Source organism: Bacteroidota bacterium, from assembly GCA_025059945.1.
In the GTDB taxonomy this organism is placed as follows: Bacteria; Bacteroidota; Rhodothermia; order JANXDC01; family JANXDC01; genus JANXDC01.
The window spans coordinates 34,836-55,984 of the sequence record JANXDC010000002.1 but is presented as its reverse complement, the minus strand read 5'-3'; the positions used below and the strand labels follow the sequence as shown (position 1 = coordinate 55,984).

Annotated in this window: 25 protein-coding genes and 1 tRNA gene; 3 read left to right on the top strand and 23 right to left on the bottom strand. The window is 63.4% G+C overall.

The genetic code is table 11. From position 1 onward, the window contains the following. Positions 1 to 152: 152 nt before the first annotated feature. From NZ993_01180 to NZ993_01125, 12 genes are all read right to left on the bottom strand, one after another. Positions 153 to 242 (bottom strand) — tRNA-Ser (locus NZ993_01180). 59 nt (positions 243 to 301) lie between these two features. Further along, positions 302 to 1,207, bottom strand: a complete 906-nt coding sequence (gene atpG, locus NZ993_01175; protein MCS7154409.1) for an ATP synthase F1 subunit gamma — start codon at positions 1,205 to 1,207, stop codon at positions 302 to 304. Positions 1,208 to 1,216: 9 nt separating this feature from the next. After that, positions 1,217 to 2,818: a F0F1 ATP synthase subunit alpha gene (atpA, locus tag NZ993_01170; protein ID MCS7154408.1), complete on the bottom strand. Its 1,602-nt coding sequence runs from the start codon at positions 2,816 to 2,818 to the stop codon at positions 1,217 to 1,219. A gap of 19 nt (positions 2,819 to 2,837) precedes the next feature. Then, positions 2,838 to 3,389, bottom strand: a complete 552-nt coding sequence (gene atpH / locus NZ993_01165; protein ID MCS7154407.1) for an ATP synthase F1 subunit delta — start codon at positions 3,387 to 3,389, stop codon at positions 2,838 to 2,840. A 1-nt stretch (position 3,390) separates the two neighbouring features. Beyond that, on the bottom strand, positions 3,391 to 3,897 hold the full coding sequence (atpF, locus tag NZ993_01160) for a F0F1 ATP synthase subunit B (protein MCS7154406.1): 507 nt from the start codon (positions 3,895 to 3,897) through the stop codon (positions 3,391 to 3,393). Positions 3,898 to 3,958: 61 nt separating this feature from the next. Next, the gene (atpE, locus tag NZ993_01155) at positions 3,959 to 4,189 is read right to left on the bottom strand and encodes an ATP synthase F0 subunit C (GenBank protein ID MCS7154405.1); all 231 of its coding nucleotides are present in this window, start codon (positions 4,187 to 4,189) and stop codon (positions 3,959 to 3,961) included. A 23-nt stretch (positions 4,190 to 4,212) separates the two neighbouring features. Further along, the gene (gene atpB, locus NZ993_01150) at positions 4,213 to 5,214 is read right to left on the bottom strand and encodes a F0F1 ATP synthase subunit A (protein ID MCS7154404.1); all 1,002 of its coding nucleotides are present in this window, start codon (positions 5,212 to 5,214) and stop codon (positions 4,213 to 4,215) included. Positions 5,215 to 5,303: 89 nt separating this feature from the next. Then, positions 5,304 to 5,741 (bottom strand): hypothetical protein, encoded by a 438-nt coding sequence (locus NZ993_01145; GenBank protein MCS7154403.1) that lies wholly within the window; start codon positions 5,739 to 5,741, stop codon positions 5,304 to 5,306. Continuing rightward, a complete protein-coding gene (locus NZ993_01140) occupies positions 5,738 to 5,977 on the bottom strand; it encodes an AtpZ/AtpI family protein (protein ID MCS7154402.1) in 240 nt (79 codons plus the stop codon). Before NZ993_01140 ends, NZ993_01145 begins: the two co-directional genes overlap by 4 nt. After that, on the bottom strand, positions 5,977 to 6,318 hold the full coding sequence (locus tag NZ993_01135) for a polymer-forming cytoskeletal protein (protein ID MCS7154401.1): 342 nt from the start codon (positions 6,316 to 6,318) through the stop codon (positions 5,977 to 5,979). The genes NZ993_01140 and NZ993_01135 overlap by 1 nt, the downstream gene beginning before the upstream one ends. A gap of 68 nt (positions 6,319 to 6,386) precedes the next feature. After that, positions 6,387 to 7,268: a M23 family metallopeptidase gene (locus NZ993_01130; protein MCS7154400.1), complete on the bottom strand. Its 882-nt coding sequence runs from the start codon at positions 7,266 to 7,268 to the stop codon at positions 6,387 to 6,389. A gap of 51 nt (positions 7,269 to 7,319) precedes the next feature. Next, entirely contained in the window at positions 7,320 to 8,831 is a 1,512-nt protein-coding gene (locus NZ993_01125) for an FAD-dependent thymidylate synthase (protein MCS7154399.1), read from the bottom strand. Between the two features lie 92 nt (positions 8,832 to 8,923). Here NZ993_01125 and NZ993_01120 point away from each other — a divergent pair, with 92 nt between their 5' ends. Together NZ993_01120 and NZ993_01115 are read left to right on the top strand one after the other, a co-directional pair. Further along, a complete protein-coding gene (locus NZ993_01120) occupies positions 8,924 to 9,364 on the top strand; it encodes a secondary thiamine-phosphate synthase enzyme YjbQ (protein MCS7154398.1) in 441 nt (146 codons plus the stop codon). Then, positions 9,361 to 10,116, top strand: a complete 756-nt coding sequence (locus tag NZ993_01115; GenBank protein ID MCS7154397.1) for an SDR family NAD(P)-dependent oxidoreductase — start codon at positions 9,361 to 9,363, stop codon at positions 10,114 to 10,116. Before NZ993_01120 ends, NZ993_01115 begins: the two co-directional genes overlap by 4 nt. On the opposite strand, the gene NZ993_01110 is transcribed toward NZ993_01115, so the two are convergent. The 7 genes from NZ993_01110 to NZ993_01080 all read right to left on the bottom strand — a co-directional run bounded on the left by NZ993_01110 (position 10,113) and on the right by NZ993_01080 (position 14,977). Then, positions 10,113 to 10,826 carry an SDR family NAD(P)-dependent oxidoreductase gene (locus NZ993_01110; GenBank protein MCS7154396.1) on the bottom strand — a complete coding sequence of 238 codons (714 nt, stop codon included), beginning with the start codon at positions 10,824 to 10,826 and terminating at the stop codon, positions 10,113 to 10,115. The two genes, NZ993_01115 and NZ993_01110, sit on opposite strands and share 4 nt — an antisense overlap. Positions 10,827 to 10,899: 73 nt before the next feature. Next, positions 10,900 to 11,280, bottom strand: coding sequence for a VOC family protein (locus tag NZ993_01105; GenBank protein MCS7154395.1), 381 nt, complete (start codon positions 11,278 to 11,280; stop codon positions 10,900 to 10,902). After that, a complete protein-coding gene (locus NZ993_01100) occupies positions 11,267 to 11,734 on the bottom strand; it encodes an EVE domain-containing protein (protein ID MCS7154394.1) in 468 nt (155 codons plus the stop codon). Before NZ993_01100 ends, NZ993_01105 begins: the two co-directional genes overlap by 14 nt. Beyond that, positions 11,735 to 12,037, bottom strand: coding sequence for an EthD family reductase (locus tag NZ993_01095; protein ID MCS7154393.1), 303 nt, complete (start codon positions 12,035 to 12,037; stop codon positions 11,735 to 11,737). Further along, positions 12,025 to 12,993 carry a hypothetical protein gene (locus tag NZ993_01090; protein MCS7154392.1) on the bottom strand — a complete coding sequence of 323 codons (969 nt, stop codon included), beginning with the start codon at positions 12,991 to 12,993 and terminating at the stop codon, positions 12,025 to 12,027. Before NZ993_01090 ends, NZ993_01095 begins: the two co-directional genes overlap by 13 nt. 38 nt (positions 12,994 to 13,031) lie before the next feature. Then, complete coding sequence (locus tag NZ993_01085; protein ID MCS7154391.1) at positions 13,032 to 13,448, bottom strand: thioesterase family protein; 417 nt, start codon at positions 13,446 to 13,448, stop codon at positions 13,032 to 13,034. After that, the gene (locus NZ993_01080; protein MCS7154390.1) at positions 13,445 to 14,977 is read right to left on the bottom strand and encodes an aldehyde dehydrogenase family protein; all 1,533 of its coding nucleotides are present in this window, start codon (positions 14,975 to 14,977) and stop codon (positions 13,445 to 13,447) included. Before NZ993_01080 ends, NZ993_01085 begins: the two co-directional genes overlap by 4 nt. Positions 14,978 to 15,080: 103 nt before the next feature. Between NZ993_01080 and NZ993_01075 the strand changes: the two genes are divergently transcribed. Further along, a complete protein-coding gene (locus NZ993_01075; GenBank protein MCS7154389.1) occupies positions 15,081 to 15,755 on the top strand; it encodes an adenine nucleotide alpha hydrolase in 675 nt (224 codons plus the stop codon). A gap of 12 nt (positions 15,756 to 15,767) precedes the next feature. Here NZ993_01075 and NZ993_01070 read toward each other — a convergent pair whose 3' ends face one another. From NZ993_01070 to NZ993_01055, 4 genes are all read right to left on the bottom strand, one after another. Beyond that, entirely contained in the window at positions 15,768 to 16,664 is an 897-nt protein-coding gene (locus tag NZ993_01070) for an HDOD domain-containing protein (GenBank protein MCS7154388.1), read from the bottom strand. Positions 16,665 to 16,757: 93 nt separating this feature from the next. Continuing rightward, positions 16,758 to 17,267: a peroxiredoxin gene (locus NZ993_01065; protein MCS7154387.1), complete on the bottom strand. Its 510-nt coding sequence runs from the start codon at positions 17,265 to 17,267 to the stop codon at positions 16,758 to 16,760. A 73-nt stretch (positions 17,268 to 17,340) separates the two neighbouring features. Beyond that, positions 17,341 to 19,311, bottom strand: coding sequence for an acetate--CoA ligase (gene acs / locus NZ993_01060; protein ID MCS7154386.1), 1,971 nt, complete (start codon positions 19,309 to 19,311; stop codon positions 17,341 to 17,343). Between the two features lie 48 nt (positions 19,312 to 19,359). Beyond that, positions 19,360 to 20,565, bottom strand: coding sequence for an acetyl-CoA C-acyltransferase (locus tag NZ993_01055; GenBank protein ID MCS7154385.1), 1,206 nt, complete (start codon positions 20,563 to 20,565; stop codon positions 19,360 to 19,362). Positions 20,566 to 21,149 lie beyond the last annotated feature (584 nt).

Here is a 21,149-nt window from a genome sequence, read left to right as displayed (position 1 = left end):
GGTGCGCTTTTTCAAGCGGATCATAACGTAGCCGATCAGCAGAAAAAGGCCGCTTAGGCCGATCGCGTAGACGGATAGCTGCCCTAAGAGCTGCCCCATGTCGGCGATCCTGATAAACGAAAGCCCGCCTGTAGGTGGCGGTTTTTTTTAGGCGGAGAGGGAGGGATTCGAACCCTCGAGTCCGCTTTTGGCGGACCAACCGCTTAGCAGGCGGCCCCGTTCGACCACTCCGGCACCTCTCCGCAAATCGGGTCTCAATATACGACCCCGTCCGAAGACGGGGCAATCCACGAAGCTCCTTTTATTCGCGAGCCTTCGCTAAAGCCTCAGCTCCGGCTACGATCTCCAGAAGCTCCTTCGTGATCGAGGCCTGCCGAAGCCGGTTGTAGCTCAAGCGCAACAGGCGCAGCAGCTCTGTGGCGTTGTTGGTGGCGTTGTCCATGGCCACCATGCGCGCGGCTTGTTCGGCCGCGTTGGATTCCAAGAGCACACGCCAGAGTTGCGCCAGCAGATGCCGGGGCAGAAGAGCGGCCAAGAGCGCCTGAGGATCCGGCTCGTAGAGGTAGTCAACGGCCCCCCTCGAGCCTGCTTGAGCCGGTGTGCGCAGGGACTCCGGGCTGATGGGCAGCAGAGGCTCTACGACCCGATTCGGGGACACCACAGACTTGAACTCGTTATACAGAAGCTCCACCGCATCCCATTTTCCGTCTAGGTAGCCCTCCAGGATCTGATGCAGGATGTCTCGGGCCTGTTGCAGGGCCAGACGCTGAAACACCCCTCGCCAATCGCCCACGAGCCGGTAGCCACGCCTGGCGAAAAACTCGTGTCCCTTTCGGCCCACGGCCATGATCAAAAGCCGGCCCTCGCGGCGATACGCCGCATAACGGGTCTCGATCGTCTCCTCGGCCAGACGCAGCAGGTTCGCGTTGAAAGCCCCGCACAGGCCGCGATCGGCCGTAAAGACCACAAGCAAAATGCGCTGGATCTGACGCGGCCGCAAAAGCGGGTGCGCCTCTAGGTCCTGACGGGCCACCAGGTCGGCCACTAGCTGCCCGATCCGGTGCGCATAGGGGCGTGTTGCCAGCAGGCGCTCTTGTGCCCGGCGCAGCTTGGCCGCGGCCACCATCTTCATGGCCCGCGTGATCTGCTGGGTGCTGCGGACGCTGGCGATGCGCCGCCGGATATCTCGTAGGTTTCCCCCCGCCATGGCCTCTCCTTAGATTGGGGCCTCCTGGGGCAGGAATTTACGCGCAAGCTCGCGCGCCTCCCGCAAGAGCACCTCCTGGGTTTCGGCGTCCAGATCCCCTGTGACCCGTATACGCTCCAAGCGCTCCGGATACTTGGCCTCAATCAGCTCCAGGTATTCGCGCTCAAATTGGCGCACGACCTCAACGGGGATACTGTCCAGCACGCCCTGGGTACCGACGAGGATTATCGCCACCTGCTTTTCAACCGGCATGGGCTCGTACTGGCCCTGCTTGAGTAGCTCCACCAGGCGCGCGCCGCGCCTGAGCTGAGCCTGGGTGGCGGGATCCAGTTCGGAGCCGAACTTCGCAAACGCCTCCAGCTCCCGATACTGGGCCAACTCCAGGCGCAGACGGCCCGCCACGCGCTTCATGGCCTTGATCTGCGCCGCGCCCCCGACGCGAGAGACCGAGATGCCCACGTTGATGGCCGGCCGCACCCCAGCGTTAAAAAGCCCAGATTCCAGGTAAATCTGCCCGTCCGTGATCGAAATCACGTTCGTCGGAATGTAGGCCGACACGTCCCCGGCCTGCGTCTCGATAATGGGCAACGCGGTAAGGCTGCCGCCGCCTTTGACGAGGTCCCGAATCGAGGGGGGCAGATCGTTCATCTGCCGGGCCACGGAGTCGTTCTCGTTGATCTTAGCCGCCCGCTCCAAAAGCCGGCTGTGCAGGTAGAAGATGTCGCCCGGGTAGGCCTCCCGGCCTGGCGGACGGCGCAACAGCAGGGAGACCTCTCGGTAGGCCACGGCTTGTTTGGAAAGATCATCGTAAATCACCAGCGCATGCCGGCCTGTGTCGCGGAAGAACTCCCCGATGGCCGCCCCGGCGTAGGGGGCGATGAATTGCAGGGGGGCCGGACTGGAGGCGGGAGCCGCTATGATCACCGTGTACTCCAAGGCCCCGTAATCCTCCAAGGTCTTGGCCACCTGGGCAATAGTGGAACCCTTCTGGCCGATGGCTACGTAGATGCAGTAGACGGGCTTGTCGGTCTTGTGCGTATAGCGCTGGTTGATGATCGTGTCGATGGCCACGGCCGTTTTGCCGGTCTGCCGGTCGCCGATAATGAGCTCCCGCTGCCCCCGGCCGATCGGGATCATGGCGTCGATGGCCTTAATACCGGTCTGCAGGGGCTCCTTTACGGGCTGCCGGTAGATGACCCCCGGGGCCTTGCGTTCTAGGGGCATCTCGTAGCGCTTGCCCCCGATCGGACCCCGGCCGTCAATCGGGTTGCCCAGAGGATCGATGACGCGGCCAAGCATCTCCTCGGAGACCAGGATGGAGGCAATGCGGCCTGTGCGACGCACCTCATCGCCCTCCTTGACCTCGTCTCTTTCACCAAAAAGCACGGCCCCCACGTTGTCCTCCTCAAGATTGAGGACCATGCCCATCGTGTTGGTGCGGGGGAAGTGGATGAGCTCCCCGGCTTGGCAGTTGGCAAGCCCATAGATGCGGGCGATCCCGTCGCCCACCTGCAGGACGGTGCCCACGTCGTAGATGTCCACCTCCTGCTCAAATCCCGCTAGCTGCCGGCGCAGAATCGCAGACACTTCATCGAGTCGAATCTCAGCCATGCTCCCACCTCGTGCTCTGTTAGTTTAACGCGTACCCCGCCTTTAGCCGCTGGCGGATCGCCTCCAGCTGATGCCGGACGCTGCCGTCGATGATCCGATCCCGCAGTCGGATCCGCAGGCCTCCAATCAGGCTGCGATCCAGGGAGAAAGTCGCCACTACGCGACTGCCCGTGTAGCTTTCGAGCGCCGAGCAGATCTTTTCGTATAGCTCCGGCTCCAGCTCTTGGGCTGCGCTCAACTGTACGCGCACGATCCCCAGGGCTTCGTCACGCAGCTCTTCAAAGGCCTCTAGGATCGACTCCAGATACGGCTCGCGGCCTTTGCGGACCAAGATCTCCAGAAAACGCCGCGTAAGCTCATCCAGGCGCCCTTCAAACAGGGCCTGCACCACGGCAAGCTTTCGATCCCGTCTGATCAAGGGGCTGCGGAAGAAGAGCGTAAGCTCTCGAGACTGGCGCAGCAGCTGACGCAAAGACGCCACATCAGCGCCGACGGCGTCCAGGCGCTGTTGCTTTTGCGCAACCTCCAGGAGGACCTCCGCGTAGTGACGGACGAACCGAGCGCGCATCATATCAAGAGGCCTCCAGCTCGGCCAATACGGACTCTATAAGCTCGCGTTGCCGACGGGCGTCGAGCTGCGTGCGCAAGATCTTCTCTGCGATCAGCACGGCCAGCTCCGCGGCCTCGACGCGCAGCTCCACCAGAGCCCGCTCCTTGTTGCGCTCGATCTCTTCGTGTGCGCGGTCTAGAAGCGCCCGGGCCTCCTGACGAGCCCGGTCCAGAAGCTCCGCCCGCAGGCGCTCGGCCGCCTCGCGCGCTTCGTGGATGATCTTCTGGGATTCAAGTTCAATCTGGTGCCGCCGCCGCTCGTTTTCGGCCTGCAGCCGCTTGGCCTCCGCTAGCATCTGCTCGGCCCGCTCCAGGGAACCCTGGATGCGCTGCTCCCGCTCTACTAGGGCCGCCAGAATCGGCCTCCAGGCAAAACGGGAAAGCACAAACAGCAGCAGAGAGAAAACAATCAGGGTCCATACCGCCATCCCCACATCGATATCCAGCAGCCCCGCCGCCACTAGCAACATGATCGCGTCATCCACCCGCTTGTTTTCGGTTGCGTGTTCGTCTTTTAACCCGAGCCGGGGGTTACTTCAGCAGCGTCAACAGAAGCGCCACCACGATGCCGAAGAGCGCCACGCCCTCGATTAGGGCCGCGCCCAAGATAAAGAGCTGACGGATCTGCCCTACGGCTTCCGGCTGTCGGGCCGCGCCCTCTACGGCCGCGCTACCGATCCTGCCGATTCCGATACCGGCCGCGATGGCGGCCAAACCAGCGCCGATGCCGGCGGCTAGATACGCCAAAGCGCTTGCGTCCATTGTGGTGTTCCCTCCATAGCTGTTCAGTGGGTTGCGTGGTCCTCTTCGTGATGATGTTCCTCTAAGGCGCCCGCGATGAAAACCGCAGACAAAATCGTAAAGATGTAGGCCTGTAGCAGGGCCACAAGCAGCTCCAGGCCGTACACCCCTAAGGTCACGGCCACCGAAAAAGGCGCGACCGCATAGCCCAGGGCTGGAGAGAGACTCGCAAAGACGAAGATCAGCCCCAGGATGCACACAATCGCCACATGTCCGGCCGTCATGTTCGCAAACAACCGGATGGCGAGCGCAAAAGGCTTCGTAAAGAGCCCCAAAAACTCCACCAAGGCCAAAATCGGCCGCAGCGCCACCGGAACCCCGGGCATCCAGAAGATATGTCGCCAGTAATCACGCGAGCCCGAAAGCTGCGTGATCACGAACGTAAAAAGGGCCAGCACCGCGGTGACCGTGATGTTGCCCGTGGCTGTAGCGCCAAAGGGCACCAGCCCCAACAGGTTGCAGAAGAGGATAAAGAAGAAGGCCGTAAGCAGGTACGGCATATACCTCTGGTAGTGCCGCTGGCCCAGGTTGGGGATGGCCACCTCATCGCGAATGAAGAGCACGATCGCCTCCCAGAGGTTCTGCCAAGCCCCGCGCGGGGCGCTTGTGCGCCCCACTCCGGCTCGATATCGACCCGCCAGGGGTATGAAGATGCCCACCAGCAGCAGACCCGCTAGCAGCATAAAAACCCCGTGACGCGTAAGGGAAAGATCCAGATAAATGGGACGGCCATCGCGACGGGCTAGCTTGCCGACTTCGTGCAAAGCAGATGGCTCCTCCTCCGTGGCCTCCGTCGGGGCCTGAGAAGCCGTTTTTTCGGCCCATTCGGCGGGCACAAAGCGCCCATCGCGCAGCGCGGCCGTGGTGGAGGGAAACAGGTGCGCCCCTTCGGCATCGATCAGGATGCGCGGCAGCTCGATTTTGCCCAGTGGGCTAAAATCGAGGTAGTAGGCGTTGGCCACATGGTGCAGCACATCGAGCTGCACACCATCGGATTTCGAAGCTGCCGCCTGGACCGTTGACGTCCCTAGAAGGGCGCAGCATAGAAGGGAGAACGGCGCTCGGGTTCGCATGTTCACACGCCATTTTCCGTCTTCGGGGGTGGGCCGATAGTTCGACCCAGAATCCGCACTTCCCCGATTTTCAGGCCCACATACGCAATCAAAAAGCTCGTGAGGAGGGCCTCAACAGAGAGGCGGCCAACCTGAACCGCCAGCGCGATTCCGAGCACGACGCCCAGGAAACGCGCCGCCATGTTCCATAACACGGCGCGCAAAGATACGCGATCGGCACGTAAAAAGAAACGCCGTAGCGCCCAATATCCCACATAGGCATGCAAAGCGGCCAGTAGCCCCCCAAAGGCGACCCCGCCGCCCACGGCCGGGTTATCCTGGCCCCAAAAAAGGCCTATGCCGCAGGAAAGCGCCACGCAGAGCCCGATGGCGCTCCCCCAGCTGCGTTCTCCCCGTTTGGGTTGGGAGGCGTAGGCGAAAGGCACGCGCTTGTTTTTCATCCCGCATCGGATCGGCCCGAGGGGGGCTCCCGAAGCAGAAGCCGCACAAGCTGCCACAGCGCGCTCAGGACCCCTAGCACAGCTCCGATCAGGATGAGCCAGGGGCCGGTGCCCAGATACCGGTCGAGCCCATAACCCAAGAGCACAAGCCCGAGCAAGCTGCCCAAAATCTGGCTGCTTAGGACCAAATACCGATAGGCTTCGCGCGGGCCGGATGGGGGCGGCTTAGCCTGCATCAGGCGAGCTCGGGGCTAGATTCGGCTCCATCGACTACGTGGACCTCCAGGCGATGGCACTCCCCCTCAAATTGGGCGCCCTCTTCAATCACAAGCCGTTGCATCAGCACCTGTCCCGCCACGCGGGCTGTGGCGCGCAACACAACGCGCTCGGCTCGGATAGCTCCTTGCACGAACCCCGCCACATCGGCGCAGCTAGCTTCTAGGTCCCCTTCCAGGCGTCCCTCAGGGGCGATGACGACTTTGCCGTCTGCGTTGATCTGCCCCCGGACGGAGCCCGCCATGCGCAGATCACCGCATACACGCAACGTTCCCTGGATGACCGTGCCCGGAGCAATCATGTTGAGCGCTCCGGTTCCGGACCTGGCCGCGGAACTTGCGTTTTTTCTAAACATGCTGCGCGCCCTCGCTATCGATCCGTGGTGCCCACGATAGAACGCACGCCATATAAATACGGCAATGGATCCAAAGGGATGCCCTCATGCCAGAGCTCCAGATGCAGGTGTGGACCCGTGGTGATCATCCCCGAACGGCCGCTCAGGGCGATGGTCTCCCCAGCCCGCACGCGCTCGCCAAGCCGTCGAAGCAAGCGCTGGTTATGCTTGTAGACGCTAAGAAAGTTGCGCGCGTGTTGCAGGACGATCGTGTAGCCCCCTTCTTGAGTCCAATCCGCAAAGACCACAAAACCGTCGGCTATGGCGCCCACAAGGCTTCCTTCCGGAGCGGCGATATCGATGCCCCAGTGGCCGATTCGGGCATCTAGTCCGCGCGTCACCACCCCCTCCACGGGCGACGGAGCCGGAAATACGATCGGCTCTAGCACATTGGGGCTTAAACTGGTCCAACGCACTGGTGTCGGCTCCGCAACGGCTGTGTAAGCTTCGGAGGCCGAATATGTCTCCAAAGGAAGGGGCTCCCCCGACGTCGGAGCCGGCTCCGGCGCATCCTCGGCTCGGAACTCGCCCAGGAGCACCTGGCGCATACTGTGGATATAGGCGGCTTGGGCGCGCAGGCTATCCTCTAAAGCCAGAAGCCGCTTTTGCATTAGCTGGATCTGCTGATGGGCCCCTGGGCTTACGCGGCTTGGGATGAGCCCCTGAAGCGGCGTGTAGGCGATGAGCACAAGGGCGCCTCCTAAAAGCAGAAGCCCCAAACCCACGAGACCCAAGAAAAGCACAACAAAGCGCACCCGAAGCGAATAGAGGGGGTGGGCGCTATCCTCCACCATCCATATCACGGTGTGCAAGCGCCCTAAACAACGCCGCAGGCGCGTCCACGGAAACCTCATCATCGCACCTTGGCCCCACCCGAGGAAAATAGCCCGCATCCGGTGGGGATGCAACTAGGCGCGCGCCAGGGCATAATCTGCGAGATCCACCCGAATGTAGCGGGCCAGAAGCGGATGCACCCGCTTGATCTCCTGGTACATGGCCTGCGCGATCCGCCGATAGGCGGGATGCCCCTGGCGACCGGAGCGCAGCGCGATAAGATGATGCAGCTCCCGCAGGTTGGCCGTAAGCAGCATCCGCCTGCGGTAGGCCATCGGCAGCACATAGGCGGCCTCGTGCGGATGGGTCTGGGCGATCTGGGCGTACACCTGAGCTGCCCGCTCTATGGGACCGCGGAGCTTCGCCTCTAGTCCCCATCGGCTAAGGGGCTCCGGAAGCTCATAGCCGTGCTCAGGCCCAAAGGGCTGCACCAGCTGCGTGGCCATTCGATGTCGCTGTAGATCGCGGTAAGCCCCGAAGTCCAGGAGAACGTCGAAACTGTAGCTTACAAGCTCCAAAGCCCGCATCGGCTCATCATGGGGCCCGCGCCCGGCCAAGTAGGCATCAAGCACCTCCTCTTGAGCGCCTGCCTCGAGCCCCTCAACCAGACGGCGCAGCTGCTCGTAGGGCAGGCGCGTCTGCTCATACAGGATCGCGCACAGCAGCTTTCGCTCAGCCTCCGGATCGTACTCCACAAGCACGACCGGCCGGGCTGGCTCGGGCTCCGGACGGCCCAGCAGACGGGTCGCGCAGGCGGCCACGCGAGCCGGAGTCTGGGCCCTGTAGGGGTTGTAATCGGCGTACTTGACCAGGGTGGGCACGACCTTGAGCGCCTCAGCCTTGATGCGGCCGGCCAGCTCCCGCACCTCCGCTAGCGGATGAGAGAAGAGCTTGCGCAGCAGATGCTCCAGGGATCGAGCATTGATCGTCATGCCCAGGTTGGTCAGCGCAGCGGCCGGAAGCAGATACCGAAGCAGATCGCAGGCCTGGGCGCGCAAAGCCGCCTCGTAAGCGCGCTCGGACTGATCCGGCGCCCTCGGGATCTCGGCCCGCAACCGCTCCAGCACATGGGGCATGAGGGCGTGGTATGTCTCTAGCAGCTCCCTTGCCACATCCCGGTACGCCCCATACCAGGGCTCCCGCCGATGCTCGGAGAGCGCGTAGAAGCGCTCCGGATTGAAGACCACGTACCGGGTGGACTTCTCCGTAAAAGAAGCCAGGCGGGCGTCCTCGACCGCCTTGCTGGCCAAAATCGAAACGTCCTCTACGGCCAGGTGCACGACAGCGTGTTCGGCCACAGAGGCGTGTCCGTAGCCGATCACCCATTTCTCGTGAAACGCCCGGGCCCGCTCCTGCAGCGCTTCAAGCCCATCGGAGTCCTCAGGAGGTCCCGGCTGCGCGCCCAGAAATGCGAGGTCCTGCTCCCGCAGAAGCTTGAGCAGGTTCTCCCGCAGCCCGTGCGGAGAGCGGCTGTAGTAGGCAAACAGTACGGCTATGACCTCTTCGGGCAGGTTGCGCAGCGCAAAAACCGGCCCCTCTAGGTTCGTCACGTAAGGCTTCAGTAGCTCCCGATCCTCTGGACGCATGACCTCTTCCTCGGGCTTGCCTTCCTAAAGGTACGGCCTTCGTGAGCAAGGACGGGAGTGTTTCGGAAACCGGCCGCCTATATTTTTAAAGCGTGCGTTGGGTTCAGAAAGACCTCAACCTGCGCCCTCGACCCCGTGGGGTGCACCTCATTACAGGAGAGATCACGGCCCAGCTTCCGGAGCTGGCGTGGTTTTCTGTGGGGATGCTGCATCTGTTTTTGCGGCACACATCGGCCTCGCTGGCCCTAAATGAAAACGCCGATCCCGATGTGCGTCGGGATCTAGAGGCCTTCTTGAACCGGCTTGTACCGGATGAGAGCCCTTACTTTCGGCACCGTCTTGAGGGCCCGGATGATATGCCCGCCCACGTAAAGGCGGTCCTCATCGGCCCAGGCTTGTGGATCCCCGTCCGAGATGGACGGCTATATCTGGGGACTTGGCAGGGGATCTATTTGTGCGAGCACCGCGATCGCGCGGGCGCGCGTTCGGTTACAGCCACGCTTTTCGGGCAATCGGAGGAGCAAGGGCCATGAGCACCCCTTGGGCTCTGGTTACGGGGGCCAGTTCCGGCATCGGGCAGGCGCTTAGCTGGGAGCTTGCCCGCCGAGGTCTGTATGTGTTAGGCGTCGGCAGACGGGCACAGGCTTTGGAGCAGACACGCGCCCGGGATCCGGCGCGCATTCGGGTTGTGGTGGCCGATATCGGCTCCCCAGAGGGGCGAGAAGCCGCGCTTGAAGCGCTTCCGGATCAGGCTTCGCTGAAATGGCTAGTGCACAACGCCGCCGTGCTCGACCCCATAGGACCCCTTGCCTCGGTATCGCTATCGGCATGGCGGGCGCACATGGCCGTAAACGTCGAGGCCCCGCTCTTCCTGACCCAGCTCGCCTTGGAGCGCATGCCGGCCGGAGGGCGCATCCTGCACCTCTCCTCAGGCGCCGCTCACCGTCCATATGTGGGCTGGGGGGCCTACTGCACGGCCAAAGCCGCTCTGCATATGCTGTACCGATGCCTAGACCAGGAGCTAGCCTCGCGCGGCATTCGGGTCGGAAGCGTTCGGCCCGGGGTCGTGGACACGCCGATGCAGGCGCGCCTGCGGGCCACTCCCGAAACGCTTTTCCCGGCCCGGGCCCGCTTTATCGGCCACTACGAACGCGGAGAGCTTCTGGATCCCTCGGTTGTGGCGCGGTTTCTGGCCTGGCTTCTGCTTGTCGTAGACGCCGAAACCTTCGCCGCGCAGGAGTGGGATATCCGAGAGCACGGAGCCCTGCTGCCGGTCGATTTTTAGGAGGCGGGTGGATTGGGGTTTAACGGCCGCAGCACGATCTCACTTACCAAGAAGTTATCCGACGTCTCCAGGATGAACACGATGCAGCGCGCCACTTCTTCAGGCTGCATCATGTTTTTGTGCCGCGGCAGGCCCAGCGGATCGAAAAACGGCGTGTCGATCGAGCCCGGATAGACGCAGGTGACCTTGATCCCGAACTCACGCAGCTCCTTCATGAGGGCCTCGCTGAAGCCCCGCACGCCGAACTTGGAGGCGTTGTAAGCCGTAAGCTGGGGATTGCCCATGAGGCCCGCGATAGAGGCGATGTTGACGATATGCCCGTAGCGCTGGGCCTTCATAAGGGGCACAACGGCCCGCGTGCACAGAAAAACGCCCGTGAGGTTGGTCTCGATCTGCATCTGCCAGTCTTCAATGGAGAGCTCCTCGACGTTGGCGAAACGCCCCAGACCGGCGTTGTTGACGAGCACGTGCACCGTGCCCCATCGGTTCTGGATTTCGCGCACGGCCCGTTCCACGTCCGCCGGACGGCGCACATCGCCCACAAGGGGCAAAAAGCGGCCCGAGCTGCGCTGAGCCAGCTCCTCGAGCTCCGACTCGGATCGGGCCATGCCGGCTACGCGGGCGCCGCGCTCCAGGAGCGCCTCCACAAGCGCACGCCCCAGCCCACGGCTCGCCCCGGTAACCCAAGCGACTGCCTGCCGTAGCTCCATAACCGCTTCCTTATGCGAACGCAAAAAGGGGCGGTCCGATGTTACAAAACTGGGCTTTGGGCCGCAAGCCCGCCTAAAACCCCCAGATTCGCGCCGGGGCTAGCTCCACCAGGTTCCCGGCCGGATCGCGCACATATAGGCTCCGGACCCCTCCCGGCCAAAGGGCCTCTTGCACGGCGTATCCGGCCTCCTGCAGCCTCCGCCGCCACCGCTCAAGCTCCGTCTCGGGGATGCGAAAGCAGACGTGTACGCTACCCCGGGCGCCGTGCGCCGGGAGCGGTCCGGGACGCGTCGTCTCTTCGGGGTTGAAGACCAGGAACACCCCGCTTCCGGCCCGGAAGAAAGCCTGCCTGGGGGGATCAAAACGAAAACAGGGTAGCCCTAACACCCCCTCGTAGAAGCGACGCGCCGCCTCTAGATCCGAGGCGTATACGCAGGTCTCAAGCACCTCCATCGATTCCGCCCAGCTTGAGCAGGCGCTCGGCTACGGCATCGGAGACCGGCACCACGCTCAGGCGGTTGCCCCGACGCAAAATCCAGAGCTCTTCAGGCGAGAACGCCCTGCGCAGCACCTCCAAGCTGACGTATCGGGAGAAACGGGCCTCGAAACGCACGCGGACCGTCCACCATCGGGGCGCCTCCGGGCGCGCCTTGGGATCGTAATACGGGCTTTCGGGCTCAAACTGCGTCGGATCCGGCACCTCCGTTTCCACCACGCGCATAAGGCCCGCCACACCGGGAGGAAAGGCGTTGGAATGGTAAAAAAAGGCCCGATCGCCGGGCCGCATCTGCCGCAGGAAGTTGCGCGCCTGGTAATTGCGCACCCCATCCCAGAGCGTCTCCCCGTCGCGCTCTAAATCCTCTATGCTGTAGACTTGAGGCTCAGACTTGAGGAGCCAAAACGGCATTCAGGCCTCCACGACTTCGCTTAGGATCACGGTCAGGATATCGACGAAACGCTGCGCATCCTGCGCCATAGCCTGACCCTCTGGAGAACTCATGGCCTGTTTGAAGGCCTCCACGGAGGCGAAGTACATGTCGCAGACAAGATAGGGCCCCTCCGACCCCATGAGCGTACGACGCTGCCGGGCCACCTCCACACGCTCCAGACCCGGCAGGCGCCGCACCAGAGGCAGATGCTCCTGAAAGTATGCCCGCTCAAAACCCTCCGGATCCTCGGGCTTTCGGTATAAGGCGGTCATCCGAACCATGTCCTGTCCCCCTCTGGATGCGTCCGCCGGCGATACCACCGGCTGTAGGCCCAAATAAGCCCCCACAAAAGCAGAAGCGCAACCCCGCCTCCTGCAAGCCAAGCCCAAATGGGCGCGCTGCGCCTTGAATCCTCCTGCTGAGGCAAGTCCCAGCGCAAGCGGCGTTGTTCTAGGTATGCCAGCAGGGCGGCTTCGACCCGTGCCCGCGCGCGAGGGCCGACGGGCACCACGGCCCCTTCACGGGCGCGCGCCTGATACCAGGCCAGATAACGCCGGGCCTCCTCCGGCACCCCGGGTGCGGCGTCCTCGGCATAGGGCCAAGGCTGCTCCCCGAACCAGCCCTCCGTGTTGTCGACTAGCAGACTCCGGTTGGGCGCAACCCATAGCTGCGTCCGCACATGCGTCGGGCGGGGCATGACAATGCGAGCCGGTATACGGAAGTAGCCCAGCAGGGTCACGTAGGCCATCTCCAGCTCGCTGCACCAGCCGAAGCTATACAGGGGCTGCCCCGCCCAGCGGTAGGGCGGGGATTCGGCAAAGAGATCACCCAGGAAAAGGCGCGGCACCCGATCCACCGCGTGCGCCCGCTGTACGTAGCGGTGCCCGCGCCGAAAGCGCACATACAGAGGCTCGTAGACGGGCCCGGTCGGCGTGTCCAGCCGACGCAAGATCTGCGCCCGCTCATCCATGTAGGCGTACCGCACACCCAAGAGGCCTCCCCCCCACGGACGACGATGCGCCGCTACAAACTGATGCAGCAGATGGGCCACAACCAGCCGATGCCGCACGTCCGGGTCGTCCGCGTTGAGCGCATGGCGTTCGGCCAGGCGCACCAACAAGGCCCTATGCGCCCTCCAGTAATCGGACGCATACCGGGCTACGAGATCCTGCAGCCAACGGTCGCTCGGCACAAGGCCAGAGTCCGATAGCGCTATCCAGAGCGCAAGCAGCCTCATGTATTCGGAGCAGGGCAAAACCCAATCCGCTGGATCGGCTACTCGGCCACGCGCGCGGCCTTGCGCTGGATCTCCTGTATCAGCTCCCGAAACTTGGCCTTGGGCAGTATGGCCTGCGTCATGTGGCCTTCGGCGATCTTGACCGCCTCGTTAAAAGCCTCAAAGCGCGCCACGACCCGGCGTTCCGTGACCTCGGTGGCGGTGGCCACGATGCGCACCCGCTGCCCCACGGGTGTGGGGGCCAAGTGCCGAATGTAGAGCTCCGTTCCGGCCCCCTCTTCATGCGGCTCCAAGTAAGGCAAAATCAGCTGCCGACAGGTCCACTCCACGTCCTCGGCCAGCTTGAACGTAGCGTAGAGGGGATGAACGACTTTGTTGCGAAACTCGGCGATGTCGGCCGTGCTGACCACCTTTTCGTAAACGGCCTGATCGCCCGCTTTGAGCCCGGGCTTCATCGCGCTTGCTCCGATTCCGGCTGTGGACGGGGGGCGGGGCGGATGACCGTATCATACCAGGGTTTTTTGGCGCGCTCGCCCAACTCATCGACGTAGAGGTGCTTGGCCTCCAGAAAAGCCTTGAGCCCATCTTCGCCGAATTCGCGACCCAGGCCGCTTTGCTTGTATCCGCCAAAGGGGGCCTTTTCGGTGAGCAGATGGTACTCGTTGATCCAGACCGTGCCAGCGCGCAACCGACGGGCTACTTCGAGGGCGCGCTCCCGGTCTGCGCTCCAGACGGCCGCGGCCAGCCCGTATGGGGTCCCGTTGGCGATCGCGATCGCCTCCTCCACGGTCTCATACGGTATGACCACGAGCACGGGCCCGAAGATCTCCTCCTGGGCGATCCGCATCTCGGGCCGCACGTCGATGAACACCGTGGGTTCGATGAAGTATCCAGGCCGCTCCAGCGCTCGGCCGCCGCAGAGCAGGCGCGCCCCCTCTTGTTTGCCCACCTCTATGTAGCCGAGCACGCGCCGCAGTTGGGCCTCTGAGACAACCGGGCCCATGTCGGTCTCCTTGTCTTTGGGGTCGCCTACGCGCAGATCTTGCAGACGGGCCTTGAGACGTTCTAGCACAGTCTCGTAACGCGAACGGGGAACAAGCAGGCGGCTTCCGGCCTCGCAGCATTGGCCAGCGTGATAAAACATGGCGTAGATGGCGCCATCAATGGCGTGTTCCAGCTCGGCGTCCTCAAGCAGGATGTTGGCGGACTTGCCTCCGCACTCCAAGGTAAGACGCTTCATCGTTCCCGCGGCGTTTTCCATTACGCGCCGGCCGACCTCGGTTGAGCCCGTAAAGGAGACCTTGTCCACCAGCGGATGGCGCACCAAGTATTCGCCTACCTCGGCGTCTCCGGTGATGATGTTCACCACCCCCGGCGGCAGGCCCACTTCGTTAAGCAGCTCCCCCAGCATGAGCACGGAGGCGCTCGCTTCAGGAGCGGGCTTGAGCACCACGGTGCAGCCCGCCGCCAGGGCCGGGCCCAGCTTCCAGGCGGCCATTTTGAGGGGGAAATTCCACGGCGTGATAGCCGCCACAACCCCCACGGGCTCGTAACGCAGGTAATTGCGGCTCACCCCGGGCCTGGATATGTCCTCAAGCTCCCGCTCGAAGACAAACCTGCGAGCCAGACGGGCGAACGTCACCAGGGCGCGGCCCGAAAGGTAGACGTCCTCTTTGGCCTTTTTGTACGTAGAACCGGCATCCCGGATCTCAAGCTCCAGGAAGTCCCGAAAACGCTCCTCGCTGATCTTTTTGGCCAGAGCCTCCAGCAAGCCGGCTCGCTCCTCCGGGGTCGTCTGGACCCAAGGCCCCTTCTCGAAGGCGCGCCGGGCGGCGCGCACGGCCTCCTCGGCGTCCTGCGTCGTGGCCCAGGCCACCTGGGCGAAGGCCTCGCCGGTGGCCGGATCTATGGCCGGTATAGTGCCCCCGTCGGAGGCCGGTCGGTATCGACCGTCGATAAAAAGCTCATAGACTCGTACGCTCATGAGAAACCTCCCGCTTGCCTTTAATGATACGCACATTCCGGGCACAAGCGCGAGCCGTATTTCGAGCTTGTGCGGGCGCGCCCCAAGGGGCGAGCTTTAAGAGATGCGCCCGATTCTGCTTTCCTGGAGCGGGGGCAAGGACAGCGCCCTGGCCCTGTGGCGGCTTCTGCGGAGCGGCTCCTGGCGGCCGGTGGGGCTGCTCTGCTCGATCAGCCAGCCCTACGATCGGGTGACCATGCACGGGGTGCGGCGCCAGCTCATAGCCCAGCAGGCCCAGGCCCTAGGCATAGCGCTCGTGCCGATCTTTCTGCCCCCAGAGCCCACAAACGCCGCCTACGAGGCAGCCTGGGCCGAGGTTCTTTGGGAATGGCGCCGTCGCGGCCTGCGCCATGTAGCCTTCGGGGACGTGTTCCTGGAGGACATCCGGGCCTATCGGGAAAGGCAACTGGCCGCTCTGGGATTGGAGCCGGTCTTTCCCGTCTGGACGGGGAGTTCAGACCGGAAGGCGAGCTGGAGGCTTTTGGAGGAGTTCTGGTCTGCCGGGTTTCGAACCCGCATCGTGTGCGTGGAGCTCAAGAAGCTCGGCCCCGAGTGGGCGGGACGCGAACTGCGGCCCGCGCTGGCGCGCCGGCTGCCTTCGGAAGTGGACCCGTGCGGGGAGAACGGCGAATTTCATACGTTCGTTTTCGCGGGACCTTGCTTTCAAAGCCCCGTTTCGCATCGTCTGGGGAGTCGAGTCCTGTGCCGGGGGTTCTGCTATCGGGATCTAGAAGAGTAGGCTCAAAGCGCCTTACGCCTCTACGGCGGTATGCAGGAACTCTTTGCCGCGCGCCAGCTGATGTTGCAGTAAGACGAGCACCTGCTTAGGCTCCGCATCTGCCGATGCGCACAGGTTTCGGAAGGCGCGTTTCTCGGCCAACGCCTGCCAGTCCAGATGCGGCGTAAGGGGCAGCGCGTACCCCACCCATTTGCCCACGGCCAGGGCGTAGCCCAAGGGCTTTAAAGAGTGGGGCAGAGCCTCTGGGTCGCCTTGATAGGTGATGAGCCACTCTAGCTCTTCGGCGAAATGCCATTCCCGTACCGCATGAGCGCCGACCTGAACGTGATCGATACCCAGGATCGCGCGCTCTTCTTCAACGGAGGGGACCCGGCCATCGGCCGCCCCGTACCAGATCGCCTCATAGAGCTCGGGCTCGTTGTAGAGCAGCACCAAAGCCCCCACGTTGTGCAATAGCCCGCCGGTAAAGGCCAGGGCTTTAGCGGCGAGCTTTAGGGAGTCAGCGAGGAATTGTGCAAAGAAAGCCGTGCCTAGGCTATAGGTTAGCAGCTGCCGGTAAATCCGCACCTGTTCTTCGGTGCGCATGAGGTTGCGCAGCCGCAGCATGGAGATCGTAGTGACGATGTTAGAGACTTCAACGAGCCCCAGCAGGCGAACGGCCCGCCCGATGTCGCTTACGCGCACACGTAGCCCGTAGTAGGCGGAGTTGACCCGACGCAGCACGGCCACCGAGGTGGCCACGTCGCGTTCGATGATCTGGGTGAGGCGAGCGAAATCGGCTTGCTGCGCTCCAGCCGCAAGGATTTCGCTTACCTGTGCTACGGTCGCCGGTAGGGGCGGTAGCTCCAGATCGAAGGAAAGCGGCTTGCTGAGCCGTACCGCCGGGGGCTGCTCTCGGGAGGGCTGCATATGTCGCTCCCTTGCCTTTTCGGCTTCGGGCCGCTTCTTGGACCGCCCTCTTCACCTACCCCCCGAGATAAGTCCCCCCACAGGAGCGGTTTTTCAGCTGCGGCCCACAAGCTGCGCCAGAACCTGGCGTACTTCCTGATCGTGCTTGGCCGCGTCGACCTTATCGAAGACGTATGCGATTCGGCCCTCGGGATCGATAATGAAAGTCTTGCGCTGGGCGAACAGGCCCATCGGGGCCAACACCCCATAAGCGCCCGCGATCTTCTTATCGACATCGCTTAGCAGCTCAAAGGGCAGCCGGTGCTCGGCCTTAAAACGCTTCTGGGTCTCCAGATCATCCAAGCTCACGCCCAGGATCACGGCCCCCAGCTTCTGAATCTCCGCATAACCGTCGCGCAGCGCGCACGACTGAGCCGTGCAGCCCGGTGTGAAGGCCTTGGGGTAGAAGTAAAGCACCACCCAGCTTCCTTTAAGATCACGCAGCCGGATCGTTTTGCCGCTAGTGGCGGGGGCCTCAAAATCCGGGGCCGGATCGCCTACCTTGGGCTTTTTGTCAGAACCCGGCCAAAGGGTCAGAGCGAACACAAGCAACACGTGTACCATCTTCACCTCCTGCGTTGCTGAGCGCATAGGGAAACGCTTTGGCGAAAACCAGAGGTTCCTTTTTCCCCTCCGTTTACTCCTCTTCCTCGCCGCCTGCAAACTGGGCCCGAAGCCGTTCGATGACCTCGGCGCTTTCCAAGGTGGTCATGTCTCCTAGGCGCTCCTCACCTGAGGCGATTTGGCGCAACAGGCGGCGCATGATCTTGCCGGAGCGCGTCTTCGGGAGCCCCTCACTAAAGATGATCTCTTGGGGCCGAGCTATGGAGCCGATCTGTCCGGCCACGTGCTGGCGCAGGGCCTCCTTGAGAGCGCCCGATGGTTCTACGTCGGGCTTAAGCACCACGAAGGCGACCACGGCCGTGCCCGTAAGCGGGTCGGGCCGGCCCACAACGGCCGCCTCGGCCACGGCGGGGTGGCTGACCAAGGCCGACTCGACTTCCATCGTGCCCAGCCTGTGGCCGCTTACGTTGATGACGTCGTCGACGCGCCCCAGCACCCAAAAGTAGCCGCGCTCATCGCGCCGCGCCCCGTCTCCGGAAAAATACAAGCCCGGGATCTCCTTCCAGTACTGGCGCTCATAGCGGGCCTCGTCCCCGTAGATGGTGCGCATCATGCCCGGCCAGGGGCGTCGGATCACCAAAAACCCCCCGGTGTTGGGCGGCAGACTCCGCCCCTCTCGGTCGACCACGTCGGCCTCCACCCCGAAAAACGGCAGCGTGCAGGAGCCCGGCACCAGGGGCGTGACCCCAGGCAGAGGGCTGATCATAATCCCCCCGGTCTCGGTCTGCCACCAGGTATCCACGATCGGACAACGGCCTCCGCCGATAACGCGATAGTACCACATCCAGGCCTCGGGGTTGATGGGCTCCCCCACAGTGCCCAGCAGGCGCAGGCTCGAAAGATCATAGCGGCGTGGGTAGGCCTCCCCCCAGCGCACAAAGGCCCGTATGGCCGTCGGCGCCGTGTAGAAAACGCTCACCCGGTACCTTTCCACGATCGACCAGAAGCGGCCCGGATCGGGCCAATCCGGAGCCCCCTCGTAGATGAGGCTTGTCACCCCGTTGGCCAGGATGCCGTAGACCACGTAAGAATGGCCCGTGATCCAGCCGATGTCGGCCGTACACCAGTACGTGTCTTCTTCCTTGAGATCGAATACGTATCGGGCCGTGGTGGCCGCATACACCATGTATCCGCCCGTCGTGTGCACCACGCCCTTGGGCTTGCCTGTGGTGCCCGAGGTGTACAGAATAAAAAGGGGATGCTCGCTGTCCAAGGGCTCGGCCGGACAGGTTCCGGATGCGGCGGCCATGAGCTCATGCCACCAGTGATCTCGCCCAGGTTCCCAGGGCACCTCGCATCCGATGCGGCGATAGACGATCACATGCTCTACGGTGGGCGCGCCGCGCTGAAGGGCCTCTTCGACGTTCGCCTTCAGGGGCACGATCTTGCCCCGACGCCACCCCCCGTCGGCGGTCACGATCAAGCGGGCCCCGGCGTCGTTGACCCGATCCCGCACGGCCTCGGCCGAAAACCCTCCGAAAATGACCGAGTGCACAGCCCCGATGCGCGCGCAGGCGAGCATGGCGACAACGGCTTCCGGAACCAGCGGCATGTAGATGGCCACCCGGTCGCCCTTCTGCACGCCCAGGGACCGCAGCACGTTGGCGAAGCGGCAGACCTCCCGATACAGGTCCTGGTACGTGAGCACCCGCTGCTCGCCCGGCTCTCCCTCCCAAATAAGAGCAGCCTTGTTGCGGCGCCACGTACTCAAATGCCGATCTAGACAGTTATGAGACAAGTTGGTTTGACCGCCCACAAACCACTGCGCCCGCGGCGGATCCCAGAGCAGCACCCGATCCCAGCGCCGAAACCAGTGAAACCCAGAGGCCACTTCAGCCCAAAACGCCTCCGGATCCGAAAGGGAGCGCTCGTAGAGCGCGCGGTACTCCTCCAGACTGCGGATGTGGGCCTGTTCTTGAAAAGCGCGCGGGGGATAGAAGATCCGGTCCTCCTGCAGCACGCTTGTGAGCGTATCCTGAGCCATGGCCGACCTCCTCCTTTTTGCTCTATGCCCCGTCCCGGACGGCTGCGCTCAGAGCTTCTCCACCAACAGGGCCATGCCCTGCCCGACCCCCACGCAGAGGGTCACAAGCCCCAGGCGCGCCTCCGACCTGCGGCGCATCTCGTGCAACAGCGTAACCAAAAGCCGAGCTCCCGTGGCCCCCAGCGGATGGCCCAGAGCGATGGCTCCCCCGTTGACGTTTAGGCGGCTCATATCCAGATCCAGTTCGCGCACGCAGGCCAAAACCTGGGCCGCGAAGGCTTCGTTGAGCTCGATCAGGTCGATTGCGTCCAGCCGCACCCCAAGCCGGGCCAACAGCTTGCGCGTGGCCGGAACCGGGCCGATGCCCATCACGTCCGGATGCACGCCCACGACGGCCGAGCCCAAAATGCGCGCCCAGGGCCTGATGCCCAGGGCCCGAGCCTTGGACTCGGACATGAGCAGCAAGGCGGCCGCCCCATCGTTGATGCCGCTAGAATTGCCGGCCGTGACCGTGCCGCCTTCCCGAAAGGCAGGCTTCAGCCGGGCTAGCTTCTCCAAGGTCGTATCCGGACGCGGGTGCTCATCCTGCTCCACAAGCATCGGTTCCCCTCGGGGGCCGGGCACCGGAACAGGGACGATCTCCTCGCGAAACTTGCCCGCCTCGATCGCAGCCCGGGCGCGCATCTGGCTTTCGTAAGCGAAGCGGTCCTGTTCCTCACGCCCGATCCCGTAGCGCTCGGCGACGATCTCGGCGGTCTCGCCCATGGAATACGGATAGTAGCGCGCCGCAAACCGGGGGTTTACGAAACGCCAACCGATCGTGGTATCGTAGATCTCCGCCTGACGCCCGAAAGGCTCCGTCTGCTTGGGCAAAACAAACGGGGCGCGGCTCATGCTCTCTACGCCCCCCGCTATGAAGACGGAGCCCTCCCCGACCTGTATGGCCCGCGCGGCGTAGGCCACGGCCTCAAGCCCGGAGGCGCAAAGGCGATTGACCGTAACCCCGGCCACCGTCTCCGGTAGCCCCGCGATCAGGGCGGCCATGCGGGCCACGTTGCGGTTGTCTTCCCCGGCTTGGTTGGTGCAGCCCAGCACCACATCCTCGATCTCGGCCGGGTCCAGCTCAGGATGGCGTTCCAGGAGCGCTCCCAGCAGGTGCGCGGCCAAGTCATCCGGCCGCACGCGGGCTAGCGCGCCCCCGTAACGACCAATCGGGGTGCGCAGCGCGTCTACAATAACCGCATTCTCCGCCATGGCCCTTTTTTTGCGAAAGTAAATACGGTTGGTCTTGCGGGAAAACATCGGCCTTCGGCGCACCGGGGTTTCGGCCGAGACGTTTTTCGGGCAAAGAACCTCGCAACACCCTTGATTTCTTTGATTTCGGACAACATGTCTTTGATTGCGCTGAAAAGGGAGGGCTTTTTCCATGAAAGCTAAGCCGCCCGTGCTCATCTTAGCGGTGATGAGCCCCTGTCTTCTTTGGGCCCAATCATCATCGTCGGGCACGATCGCCGTGCAAGTGAGCGGCTTTAGCGGCCCGCCTACGATAACGGTGACGACTAGTCCCCTGCAGTTCGGCACCATCACCGTGCCACCAAGCGGCTACGTAGACTATTACCCGGATGGCGGCACCGCCACAGAACCCTACAACACAACACTTGCCGGTGGGAACCTCCAGGTGACCTTCACCCCGGCCCGGAGTGGTGCGCTTACGCTCAGCCTCACATATGGCACCCCGGTATTAGGGTTCTCTTTTACCCCTCAGGTCCCGAGATACAGAGTCAACAGCGACGCTTACAGCAGCTCATCAAGCTTCCCTAACCAAGGAGGGGGGTCAA